The organism is Bradyrhizobium huanghuaihaiense, from assembly GCF_025200885.1.
GTDB classification, from domain to species: domain Bacteria; phylum Pseudomonadota; class Alphaproteobacteria; order Rhizobiales; family Xanthobacteraceae; genus Bradyrhizobium; species Bradyrhizobium huanghuaihaiense.
Window position 1 is genome coordinate 6,835,992 of sequence record NZ_CP104172.1, and the last position, 12,398, is coordinate 6,848,389.

The following is a 12,398-nucleotide window of genomic DNA, read 5'->3' on the forward strand; positions in this document are numbered from 1 at the left end:
AGGTAAACGTCCTTAAGATAACGCGCGAAATTTCCGGATTGCGCAAACCCGGGTAGCGATGTTCCATCACAACGGAGATGGCGCAGATGCTGACCCAGACACTCAAGACCCAGGCGATCAACACCCAGATCGGTGGCATTGCTCCTGCCCACCCCGTTTCCGACCAGTTCGGCGCGGTCACCGGCCATGTCGGCCTCGTCGCCACCGAGTTCTCCTATCGCAAGGACGAGGAGATCTATGGCGAGGACGAGCCCGCCGAATATGTCTACCAGGTCGTGTCGGGCGCGGTGCGCAGCTACAAGCTTCTCTCAGACGGTCGCCGCCAGATCGGCGCCTTCCATCTTCCCGGCGACGTGTTCGGCCTCGAATCCGGCGCCACCCACCGCCTCGCCGCCGAGGCCATCATCGACACCAATGTGCGCCTCGTGAAGCGCGCCAGCCTCGAGAAGGCGGCCGGCACCGACGTGCAGGTCGCCCGCAAGCTCTGGGCCATGACGGCCTCCGAGCTGCGTCACGCCGAAGACCACATGCTGCTGCTCGGCCGCAAGACCGCGATGGAGCGCGTTGCGACCTTCCTGCTCGAAATGGACCGCCGCCTCGCGGTTGCCGGCATGATGGCGCTGCCGATGTGCCGCCGCGACATCGGCGACTATCTCGGCCTCACGCTCGAAACCGTCTCGCGTGCGCTGTCCCAGCTGCACACCCAGGGCATTCTCGGCTTCTCCGGCGCCCGCCAGATCGTGCTGCGCAACCGCCAGCGCCTGCACAATCTCGACGCCTGATATTCTTCCTCCCTGCCTACTTTGGCCGGCTGAAATTCTTCAGCCGGCCATTTCTTTCGTCACGGCCATGCCGGTGCGCCGGGTCTCCGGCATCACGAGCAGGATCAGCAACAGCCCCGTCGCGGCGACGCCGGACAGCCCGATGAAGGCGGTGGCGTTGCCGAACTTGTCGCTGACATAGCCGCCAAGCGCCGTGCTCAGCGACGCGCCGATGCCGGTCGCGGTGCCGACGATGCCCTGCGCCAGGTTGAAATGACCGCTTCCGAAGGCGACGTCGGCGACGATCAGCGGAATCATCACCGCGAACACCGCCGCGGTGATGCCGTCGAACACCTGCACCGCAACCAGCAGATAGGGATCGCGCACGGTCGCGAACAGCAGACCGCGAATCGTCAGTGCGCCGAATCCGATCAACAGCAGCGGCCGCCGGCCCCAGGCTTGCGCCTTGCGCCCGACGGTCGGCGACAGCAGCGCCACGATCGCCTGCGGCACGATGATGCAGGCCGCGACCAGCACCGTCGCCCACTGGCTCGACCGCGCCGTCACCGCGCTTGCCATCAGCGGCATCATCGCTGCGTTCGCGAGCTGCAACAGCAGCACGCTGAGCGCGAAGACGATGAGCGGACGCTGCCGGATCAGATGCCAGACATTGGTGTCGCCGCGGTCGGCGGCTTCCGGCGGCATCTCGCCGTGACAGCGCCTGATGTCGACCTCCTCCTCGCGGATCCGCGACAGCGCGATCAGGGTCGGGATCGCGAGCAGGAAGGTGACCAGGAACACCGAGCGGCTCGACAGCAGATATCCGGCCGTGCCCATCACGGCAGCGGCGACCCCGTTGCCGAGCGAGGCGAAGCGCGCGTTGCGGCCGAGCCGCTCGCCGATCGCGAGCGGGCCGACCAGGCCGAGGCTGATCGCCGCAATCGCCGGCCCCAGCACGCAGCTCGCCATCGCATGCAGGGTGGCGGCCATCACCACCACGGGAAAGACCGGCATCGCGGCATAGGCGAGCGCGCAGGCGCCGATGGTCGCGATCGCGAGCGCCGCGACCAGCCGTTCGGACTTCGCCGCATCGATGATCGCGCCGCCCGGCATCTGTCCGATCAGGGCGACGATGCCGCCGATCGACAGCACGAGGCCGATCTCGACCTGGGTCCATTTCTGCGTCGTCAGGTAGACCGCGATGAAGGGACCGAAGCCGGTCTGCACGTCGGCGAGGAAGAAGATGAACCAGTCGAGGCCGCGCAGGCTCTGACGCGATGGCGCCGGAATGCCCGCAGGCGGCAGCGCGGCGACGTTGTCCCGTTCAACGTGGCCATCGCGATCTGCATGGTTCGGCTTCCTGGACAACAGCACAGGCGGTCAGCCCTCCCGGCACCTCACTGGATCGCTTGCAGCGGTTGAAGGCTGCCGGACGCGCCGAGCACGACCATCGGCGTGTCTTCCTTGTATTCCGGCGCAGCCGCGACCTGCGCCTTGGTCAGTTCCAGCGTGATGCTGTCCTTCTTGTTGGCAATCTTGCCGAACCGCATCGCGTTCCAGTCCACCACGATCTTGCGGCTGCCGACGCCGAGGAACCCGCCGAAATCGATCACCGCCGCGCGCACGTGCCCGTCCCGGTCGACGATGACATCGACGATGCGGCCCATGTCCTCGTCGGCGGCGCTGCGCACGTCGCGACCGAGCACGCCATGTGCATCGCTCGCGCCGATGATGGTGACCGACGGCGGCGGCGCGGCGTCCTTCGGCGTGACGGGAACGGTCGAAGCCGGCGGCTGGGCCGTCGGCGGCGCGTTTGCTTCAGTCTGGCCCGCGGGCGGCCCGTCGGCGGCGCGCGTGGCGGCGACCGCCAGGCCCGCCACGACGGCCACGCCCAAGATTAGCGCTCGGGTTAGCGCTCCGATCGCACGCATAACACCCTCCTCACGGCGCGCCGCTAGCGCGCCAGCACGATCGAGACCTGGATCTGGCCGCGCGTGCGCAACACCTCCAGCGCCACGTCGTCGCCGTGGCGGCTGACGCGCAGATCCACGCTGGAATCGCCGAGGCGCAGATCGCGCAGGATGACCTCGTTCAGGAACGCCGGCAGATGCGGATTGCGCAGGCGAATCTCGCCGCGCGCCACGTCGAACTCGATGCCCAGCGCCGCCTCCAGCAGCGTGAACGGCGTCGCACTGGCCCAGGCCTGCGGCGCGCAGGCGACCGGATAGAGCGTCGGCCCGCGCCGCTTCTCGCGCCGGAAGCCGCAGAACAATTCGGGCAGCCGGCGCAGGTCCATATAGGTGGCGGCATCGAACAGCCCCTTGAAGACATGCGCCACCGAATGCTTGAGGCCGTAGCGCGCGAGGCCCAGCGCGATCAGCGCGTTGTCGTGCGGCCAGATCGATCCGTCGTGATAGGACATCGGGTTGTAGCGCACCTCGCCGACGGCGACGGTGCGGATGCCCCAGCCCGAGAAGAAATGCGGCCGCATCAGGTCGGCGGCGACGAGACGGGCGCGGTCCTCCCGGATCATGCCGCTGAACAGCACCTGCCCGGCATTGGAGGTCCGCACCTTGCAGGGCCGCTTCTTGCCGTCGAGGGCCAGGGCGTAGGTGCCGAGCTCCTCGCACCAGAACGCCTGCTCGAAGCGCTCGGCCAGTGCCTTGGCCTCGGCCTCGAACTTGCGCACGAGGTCCGGCTTGCCGAGGCGCAGCGCGCAGCGCGCCGCCAGCTGCTTTGCCATATAGACGTAGCCCTGGACCTCCGCGAGCGCGATATTGCCTTCCGCGAGCTGGCCGTCGGCATGGAAGATGGCGTCGTAGGAATCCTTCCAGCCCTGGTTGGCGAGCCCCTTCTCCGTCGCGCGCTGGTATTCGACGAAGCCGTCGTGGTCGGGATCGCCGGGACCGTCGATCCAGGCGAGCCCCGCCTCGATCGCGGGCCACAGCTCGATCAGCGTCTTCTCGTCACCGGTGCGCTCGAAATAGCTTCCGGCGAGCAGCACGAACAGCGCGGTCGAATCGACGCTGCCGTAATATTGCGCGAACGGCACCTCGCGCAGCGCCGCCATCTCGCCGCCGCGCATCTCGTGCAGGATCTTTCCGGGCGCGGCATCGGCCAGTGGATCGATCGCCTTGGCCTGGAAATGCGAGAGCCGCCTCAGCACGCCCTTGGCGATCCGCGGATCGATCCACAGCATCTGCAGCGCGGTGATCAGTCCGTCGCGCCCGAAGGTCGTCGAGTACCAGGGAATGCCGGCATAGGGATAGCGGCCCTGCGGCGTCTCCGTCATCAGCATGTTGAGGTCGGCCATGGCCTGGCACAGCACCTCGTTGAAGATGTTGTTGGAGGTCTCGATGCTGGCCGCGCCCATGGTCGATTGCCGCATCTCGCGGCGGTGTGCGAGCAGGCCCCTGAAGAAGCGCGCCGGCTTCTCGGTGACCGGCCGGTTGCACAACGCTGCCACGAACAGCGATTTCGACTGGTGCGGATCCAGCTCGAGCTGCCAGGTGGCGGCATTGACGGAGAGCCGCGTCGGACGCGGATCGAAATGCAGGCCGGTGGTGCGCTCGCGATCGTCGAGCCCGCGATATTCGAACAGCACGTCGGTCGGCCCGAGCAGCCGGCTCGTACCCGTCCCGCGGCGCGGCCGCCGCTCGCCGCGGACCTCGAACAGATCGGCGAAGTCGTTGTCGAACAGCAGCGTCAGCTCGAAGCCGGCAGGCCGGTCGCCGTGGTTCTGCACGCCGATGCGCTGATAGGCCGTGCCGCGCCACAGGAACACCGTGCGCACGATGTGCAGCAGGTCCTTTTGCAGCACGAGGCTGCCCTCGCGGTAGATGTCGGGGTTGGTGAGATCGACGGTCAGCGCCGAATTGTCGTCGCGCAGGTTGGAGCCGAGCAGCAGGGGCTGGAGATCGTCGAGCACCAGCTCCAGCCGCGCGAGATAGCGGGTGTCGTGGTGAAACAGCCCGTCCGGCCCGCCGGCCGATGCGCCGATGTCGCCATGACTGTCGAGCACGATGAAGGTGTCATCGTGCTTGAGCGAGCGTCGCGGGCGCGCCGACGGCCCCGTCATCGGGATATAGAAGGGCTGCTCGACGACCTGCTCCACGGTCCGCGTCACTGAGACGAACTTGGTGATGACTTCGCCTGCCATGAGCTGCTCCCCTGCGCTTGTTTCGAGACGCAACCAACGCGAACGCGACTGTCGGGCTTACGCGGCGACTTTCGCGAGCCGGCTCATCTCCTGCGTCACCAGCTCACGGTAGGGGCCGTGGCCCTGCATCAGCCGGTCGGGCGCGCCGTCCTCGATGATCCTGCCGGCCTTGAGCACCACCACGCGATCGAAATTGCGCAGCGTCGCCAGGCGATGCGCGATCGCAACCACGGTGCGGCCGCGCATCAGGCGTGTCAGCGCCTCGCGGATCGCCTCCTCGGACTCGCTGTCGAGCGCGGCCGTGGCCTCGTCGAGCAGCAGGATCGGCGCGTCCTTCAGGAAGGCGCGCGCGATGGCAATGCGCTGGCGCTGGCCGCCGGACATCTTGACACCGCGGTCGCCGACCATGGTGTCGAGGCCCTCAGGCAGGCTCTCGACGAAGTCGCAGCGCGCCGCAATCGCCGCGCGCAGCACCTCGTCGTCGGTCGCGTTCGGCCGCCCATAGCGGATATTCTCGCGGATCGAGCGATGAAACAAGGAAATATCTTGCGGCACCACCGAGATCGCCTCGCGCAGGCTCAGCTGGATCACCTTGGAGATGTCCTGACCGTCGATGGTGACGCTGCCCTCGTCGACATCGTAGAAGCGCTGAAGCAGGGTAAACAGCGTCGACTTGCCGCCGCCGGAATGGCCGACCAGACCAACGCGCTGGCCGGGCTGCAGCCGCAGGCTGAAGCGCTCGAAGATCTTCTCACCCCCGGGATAGCCGAAGGTGACGTTGTTGAATGCGATCGCGGCGCCGCTCTTGACCAGGGGTTCGGCCTCGGGATGGTCGCGCAATTCGTGCGGCACCAGCAGTGTCGCAATCGCCTCGGTCAGACGGGCGACGTGCTGGGTGACGTCGACCAGCGCCACCGCCAGATCGCGCGTCGCATTGAGGATGGAGAGGCCGAGCGTGCAGACCAGCACGACGTCGCCGGTGGTCGCCTCGCCCTGCTGCCAGAGCGTGATGGCCCAGGCCATCAGCGCCACCGTCAGGAGCACGGTCACGCCGGCATGGGTCAGCCGCAGCTTCTCGAGATAGCGCAGGCTGCGGCCGCGCGCGGTGAGCTCGCGATTGACGGTCGCATCGAACCGCTCGTGCTCATGGCTGATGCCGCAGAAGGCACGGACCAGCGGCATGTTGCTGATGACGTCGATCATCTCGCCGTCGACGACAGCGGCCTTGTCGGCGAAGTCGTCGTGCAGCGGCTTGCCGGCGGCAGCCAAATGGAACATCGCGATCACCATGCCGCCGGCGATCACGATCAGGCCGAGCGCCATATAGGGACTGACGGTTCCAATCAGCATGATTGCCGCAATTGTGGCAATGCACGGCGGCAGGACATTCCAGACGAACATGTTCTCGACCGTGAACACCGCATTCGAGGTCGCGGTGATACGGCTCGTCAGCATGCCGGGCATGCGATCGGAGAAATAGCTCGGCGCGTGCCCGGTCAGATGGCGAAAGATGTCACGCCTGAGATCGCCGGTGACGCGAACGAAGGTGAAGCTCGCCGTCCAGCTCGCGATCCGCCACAGGAAGTTGTCGGCGGCGATCAGTGACATGAGCAGAATGAATGCCAGCCATACGCTGCCACCATGCGCGGTTCCCGCCGACAAACTGTCGACCAGGGATTTGACGCCGTACTGCGTGCCCACGGAGCAGGCAACGGCCGCCACGACGGCGGTCAGGATCACCAGATGTGATGTGAGGCGACGCCGGAGATAGCGCAAGACAAAGGCAAATGGTCTGCGCGCGTATCCAGAAAGCTGATCCATATGGCTGTCGCCCCATCGTGATTTTCGATTTTGGTGTTGATCGATTGAACATCGACCGCTCCGTCCCGGTTCCCGGGCGCGGTGATCACGACATGCGGATGCGGACGATCTGCGAAGATGTGATGGCAGCATCGCGACCATTCCCCAACGTGTCGAATAAGTAACGTTCGGGAGAAGGAACTTCGCAACTGCGGGAACGTTCCCTTGGCTGGCATTGCCAGTGCCGCATAGGTGGGGGTTTCAACATTCATGATCGCAGAGGAGATGGTGAGATGCGCATCGCGCAGGTAGCTCCGTTGACGGAGGCTGTTCCACCCAAGCTGTATGGCGGCACTGAGCGGGTGGTGCATTGGTTGACGGAAGAGTTGGTGGCCCTGGGGCATGACGTGACGCTGTTCGCCAGTGGCGACTCGCAGACATCTGCAAAGCTCGATGCATTATGGCCGCGGGCGCTTCGCCTCGACGGTTCCGTACGAGATCCCAATGCACTGCATATGGTGCTCCTGGAGCGCGTGCGGCAGAAATGTGACGACGAGGAGTTCGACTTCCTCCACTTCCATCTCGACTACTATCCGTGGTCGCTGTTCTACCGTCAGCCGACGCCGTTCGTGACCACGCTGCACGGCCGGCTCGACCTGCCGGAGCATCAGCCCGTCTTCAACACCTTCTCCAAGATGCCGGTGATCTCGATCTCGAACGCACAGCGGCGGCCGGTGCCGCAGGCGAACTGGGTGACGACGATCCACCACGGCTTGCCGGAGAACCTGCTGATGCCGAAACCGGTGAAGCAGGAATACCTCGCCGTGCTCGGCCGCATCGCGCCGGAGAAAGGCGTCGACCGCGCCATCAAGATCGCGACTCATTGCGGCATCCCGCTGAAGATCGCGGCCAAGGTCGATCGCGCCGACCAGGATTACTATGACGAATTGATCAAGCCGATGATCGAGAACAATCCGCTGGTGGAGTTCATCGGTGAGATCAGCGATCACGAGAAGTCCGACTTCCTGAGCGGCGCGCTTGCACTTCTGCTGCCGATCGATTGGCCGGAGCCGTTCGGCCTCGTGATGATCGAGGCCATGGCCTGCGGAACGCCGGTGATCGCCTTCAACCGCGGCTCGGTGCCGGAGATCATCGACGAGGGCCTGACCGGCTTCGTGGTCGAGGACGTCATCAGCGCCGCCGGCGTCGTCAAGCGCCTTCCGCAACTGAACCGCGCCGCGATCCGCAAGCAGTTCGAGACGCGCTTCACCGCGCGGCGCATGGCCCTGGACTATCTCGCGGCCTATCGCAGCCTGACCGAAGAGCAAGCGCCGCGGATCAAGCTGGTGAGCAGCGCGGAGTAAGCAGCTACAATCTCAGTCGTCGTCCCGGCGCAGGCCGGGACGACACCCAGTATGTTGCGCCCTACTCTATCAACTCGTCATTGCGAGCGCAGCGAAGCAATCCAGGCTGCCTCCGCGGAAAGATCCTGGATTGCTTCGCTGCGCTCGCAATGACGGAGTGTGACGCAGCGGCGATGGCTACCCCACCGCCACCCGCTTCGGCTCCACGATCTCGAACATCCTCGGAAACTCGTCCATCAGGCCCATCAGCTCGGCGAGCTTCATCGGATTGCCCGACAGCTTGACCTTGCCGGCCGCCACCGCCTCCGGAAAGCTCGTCAGCTTCGCGATCACCTCGTCCAGCGTCGCACGCGCCAGCGTGAAGCTGGCATCCGCGGCTTCCGCCTGCACGCCCTCGGTGTAGGTCAGCGCCGAATTCTCCAGATTGAGCACGAAGGTCTCGCCGGTATCGGAAAAGCTCCAGTTCAGCACGATGTGCTTGCCTTCCGCCTTGGGCCCGTTGAGGCGGATGCCGAGCACGTCCCAGAGCTGCGAGGTGCGCAGTGCCGCCAGCGTCTCGCGCAGCATCGGCGGGCGCGGCGGGGTTTTGGGCATGCCCTGGCGTAATTCCTGCGCGCCGAACAGATAGGTGTTACGCCAGGTCGAGCTCTCGGCGGCATAGCCGAGCTGCTCCAGCGTATCGGCCAGCAGGTGACGCGCCGCCGCATTGTCGGGCTCGGCGAAGACGAGATGGCCGAGTGCCTGCGCGACGAAGCGGAATTCGCCCTTGTCAAAATCCGCGCGCGCCCGTGCGAGGATGGCGTCCGCGCCGCCCATATACTCGACGTACTTCTTGCCCGACGCCACCGGCGGCAGCGGATCGAGATTGACCGGATTGGCGTCGTACCAGCCGAGATACTTTTGGTAGATCGCCTTCACATTGTGCCGGATGTGGCCGTAATAGCCGCGGCCGTGCCAGGCGCCCTCGAGGCTCTTCGGCAGCTGGATCGTCTCGGCGATCTCGGCGGCGTTGAGACCATGGTTCATCAGCCGAATGGTCTGGTCATGCGCGAATTTGTAGAGATCGCGCTGCTGGCGGATCATCGCGCCGATGCGCTCGCGTCCCCACACCGGCCAGTGATGCTGGCCGCACATCGCCTCCGCCTTGCCGTCCCACAGCTGCAGGGCCTCGCCCAGATACTTCGACCACGCCAGCGCATCGCGCACGTCGGCGCCGCGGAACGGCAGCAGATTGTGGAAATTGTGGGTGCAGTTCTCAGCCAAGTTCAAGAGCTTGTGGCGCGGGATGAAGAAGTGCATCTCCGCCGGCGCTTCGCTGTTCGGCGCCATCTGGAATTCGAACTCGACGCCGTCGATCACACGCTTGTCGCCGGTCGCCATGATCAGATCGGTCGGGCGCAGCAGCGCAACCCCGCCTGCCGCCATCGACTTGCCGAGCCCGTTGTCGACCTGCCCCCGCGCCCCCTTGGCGAGGAACGGGCCGAACTGATATTGCGCCCGGCGCAGCATCGCAGGTCCCGCGATGATGTTCTCGGAGACCGCATGCTCCATGAACAGGTTCGGCGCGATGATCGGCACGCCGCCGGTGGCGAGTGCGTCCTCCTCCAGCACGCCGCGCGCGCCGCCCCAGTGATCGGTGTGGGTGTGCGTGAAGATGACGGCCGCGACCGGCTTCGGGCCCCGATGCCTGAAGTAGAGATCGAGCGCGGCGCGCGCGCCTTCGATCGAGGTCAGCGTGTCCACGACGATGACGCCGCTGTCGCCCTCGATCAGCGTCATGTTGGCGATGTCGAGCCCGCGCACCTGGTAGACGCCGGGCACCACCTCGAACAGCCCATGATGCATATTGAGCCGCGCCTGCCGCCACAGGCTGGGATTGACCGTGGGCGGCGCCGCTTCTTCCGACAGGAAGCCGTAGGGCTTCAGGCTCCAGACCGTCCGCCCCTGCGCGTTCGTGATCTCCGCGTTGTCGATGGTGCCGAGGAAGCCGCGCGCGGCATCGTCGAAATCCTGCGTGTCGGAAAACGGCAGCGCGTTCAGCATCGCATCATGCTGCGCGACAACGGACGGCGACGCGTCCTTGGGCTCGTTGCTGATGTCGGTCATGCCTATGTCCTCCCGGCCGGTTGCAGGCATCTAACCGCATCTTGCGCGTGATTGCCATCGCCGGGAGAAGAGGTGCGTAGCCCGGATGGAGCGAAGCGCAATCCGGGAATCGTGCCACAAGCGAATCGGCCCCGGATTACGCTTCGCTCCATCCGGGCTCCGACGCTCACTTGAACATGCTGGCTCTACATCCCCAGCAGCCGCGGCAACCACAGCGACAGGCCCGGCCAGTACGTCACCACCACGAGGAATCCCAGCATCGTCAGCAGCCACGGCCACACCGCGACCGTGAGCTCTGTGATTCCCATCTTGGCGATGCCCGAGGCGACATAGAGGTTGAGGCCCACGGGCGGATGGCACAGCCCGACCTCCATGTTGACCGTCATCAGGATGCCGAAATGAATGGGGTCGATGCCGAGCTTGATCGCGACCGGAAACAGGATCGGCGCCATGATCAGGATGATCGAGGACGGCTCCATCACGTTGCCGGCCAGCAGCAGCAGGAGGTTGACGACGAGCAGGAAGCCGATCCAGCCGAGGCCCTGGTCGATCATCCATTGCGCCAGCGCCTGCGGCACGTTCTCGTAGGTCATCAGGAACGAGAACAGCACGGCGTTGGTGATGATGTAGAGCAGCATCGCGGAGAGATTCGCCGACGACAGCAGCACCCGCGGCACGTCGCGCAGCTTCAGGTCCTTGTAGATGAACACCGCGACGATGAAGGCGTAGACCGCGCTGACGGCGGCGGCCTCGGTCGGCGTGAACAGGCCGCTGTAGATGCCGCCGATCACGATCACGATCAGCAGGATGCCCCAGATCGACTTGCGGAACGCGTCGAAGCGCTCCGCGAACGTCGCCTTGCGCATCCTCGGATAGTCGTTGCGCCAGGCGCGGTAGAAGGTCGTAGCTCCGAGCAGGAACGCGAGCACTAGGCCCGGCACGATGCCGGCGATGAACAGCTTGCCCACCGAGCTGTTGGTCGAGACGGCATAGAGAACCATCGGGATCGACGGCGGAATGAGGATACCGAGCGAGCCGGAGGTCGTGATCACGCCCGCGCCGAACCGCCGCGGGAACCCCTGCGTGATCATGGCGGGCAGGATCACTGAGCCGATCGCCACAACGGTGGCGGGCGAGGAGCCGGAGATCGCGGCAAACAGCGCGCAGGCCACCACGCCCGACAAGGCCAGACCGCCGTACCAGTGGCCGACCAGCGCGGTCGCGAATGCGATCATCCGGCGCGCGACGCCGCCATGGGTCAGGAAGTTGCCGGCGAGAATGAAGAACGGGATCGCCATGATCTCGAAATTCTCGATGCCGGTGAACAGCTTCAGTGCCACCGATTCCGTTCGCACGTCGGTCAGCGTGAACATGAAGCTGAGCACGGTCAGGCCGAGCGCGATCGAGATCGGCATGCCCGTGAGCATCAACGAGAGCAGGAGCGCGAACACGATGGCGACGCGCAGACCTTGCGGCAGCGTGATGACGTGGCCCGCATGAGCGAAACATACCGCGACGATCAGGACCGGCAGCAGCATCAGGATCCAACCGAGCGGGCTGCGCTCGTCGCGGACGACCTGGCTGCGCGTGACCGGCGCCGGGTGCACCGGGTCCGGCTCGACGCCTTCGACACCCGCCATGTCGTGATGCGGCAGCTCACCGGTGCGGTAGAACGACCATGCGACCTGCAGGAAGCGGAAGCACATCAAACCGGAGCCGAGCGGGATCGTGAGATACACAATCCACATCGGCGCTTCGAGGTCGTTGGACTGCTGGCCGGTCTGCCACATCTGGCTGACGAAGGCGCCGCCGAAATAGGCAACGATCGCGGTAAACAGCGCGCCGCACAGCAGGCCGAAGGTGATGACGCGGCGGCGCGAGCCGCCGGGAAGGACGTTGACGAGCACGTCGACGCCGACATGGATGCCGGTGCGCACGCCATAGGCCGCGCCGAACTTCGCCATCCAGATGAACATGTAGATGCAAAGCTCCTGCGCCCAGGACAGGTCGAGGGCGGCAAGCCAGACGAACGTCGCGCGCGCGGGCACGGCAATGAAGCTCAGGCTGCGGGCCTCCGCCCATTTGGCGATGTCGATCGACAGCCCGGCACCGTAGCGGTGCAGCACGGCGACGAAGATGAGCGACGTTGCGGCCGCGATCATCGTCGCGATCAGCCACTCCTCGAGATGATCGAGGAAACGATTCAGC

At 65.7% G+C, this 12,398-nt stretch carries 8 protein-coding genes and 1 pseudogene; 2 read left to right on the forward strand and 7 right to left on the reverse strand.

The window, feature by feature from the left end:
• The first annotated feature begins 86 nt into the window (after nucleotides 1-86).
• Nucleotides 87-782: a helix-turn-helix domain-containing protein gene (locus N2603_RS32275; protein WP_260385300.1), complete on the forward strand. Its 696-nt coding sequence runs from the start codon at nucleotides 87-89 to the stop codon at nucleotides 780-782.
• Nucleotides 783-821: 39 nt separating this feature from the next.
• On the opposite strand, the gene N2603_RS32280 is transcribed toward N2603_RS32275, so the two are convergent.
• Genes N2603_RS32280 through N2603_RS32295 form a run of 4 tightly spaced genes read right to left on the reverse strand, consistent with a single transcriptional unit; the run spans nucleotide 822 to nucleotide 6,741 of the window.
• Entirely contained in the window at nucleotides 822-2,135 is a 1,314-nt protein-coding gene (locus N2603_RS32280) for an MFS transporter (RefSeq protein WP_260385301.1), read from the reverse strand.
• Between the two features lie 23 nt (nucleotides 2,136-2,158).
• Entirely contained in the window at nucleotides 2,159-2,692 is a 534-nt protein-coding gene (locus N2603_RS32285) for a PRC-barrel domain-containing protein (protein ID WP_260385302.1), read from the reverse strand.
• A 23-nt stretch (nucleotides 2,693-2,715) separates the two neighbouring features.
• Entirely contained in the window at nucleotides 2,716-4,920 is a 2,205-nt protein-coding gene (locus tag N2603_RS32290) for an amylo-alpha-1,6-glucosidase (protein WP_018646855.1), read from the reverse strand.
• 57 nt (nucleotides 4,921-4,977) lie between these two features.
• On the reverse strand, nucleotides 4,978-6,741 hold the full coding sequence (locus N2603_RS32295) for an ABC transporter ATP-binding protein (RefSeq protein WP_260385303.1): 1,764 nt from the start codon (nucleotides 6,739-6,741) through the stop codon (nucleotides 4,978-4,980).
• A 272-nt stretch (nucleotides 6,742-7,013) separates the two neighbouring features.
• On the opposite strand from N2603_RS32295, the gene N2603_RS32300 reads away from it, so the two are divergent.
• Nucleotides 7,014-8,084, forward strand: a complete 1,071-nt coding sequence (locus N2603_RS32300; protein ID WP_018646853.1) for a glycosyltransferase family 4 protein — start codon at nucleotides 7,014-7,016, stop codon at nucleotides 8,082-8,084.
• A gap of 177 nt (nucleotides 8,085-8,261) precedes the next feature.
• Here N2603_RS32300 and N2603_RS32305 read toward each other — a convergent pair whose 3' ends face one another.
• From N2603_RS32305 to N2603_RS44765, 3 genes and pseudogenes are all read right to left on the reverse strand, one after another.
• Nucleotides 8,262-10,190 carry an alkyl/aryl-sulfatase gene (locus N2603_RS32305; RefSeq protein WP_260385304.1) on the reverse strand — a complete coding sequence of 643 codons (1,929 nt, stop codon included), beginning with the start codon at nucleotides 10,188-10,190 and terminating at the stop codon, nucleotides 8,262-8,264.
• 185 nt (nucleotides 10,191-10,375) lie between these two features.
• Nucleotides 10,376-11,617 carry a TRAP transporter large permease gene (locus N2603_RS32310; RefSeq protein ID WP_425249013.1) on the reverse strand — a complete coding sequence of 414 codons (1,242 nt, stop codon included), beginning with the start codon at nucleotides 11,615-11,617 and terminating at the stop codon, nucleotides 10,376-10,378.
• Between the two features lie 303 nt (nucleotides 11,618-11,920).
• Nucleotides 11,921-12,352, reverse strand: a pseudogene (locus N2603_RS44765) (TRAP transporter small permease); the annotation flags it as partial.
• Between the last annotated feature and the right edge of the window lie 46 nt (nucleotides 12,353-12,398).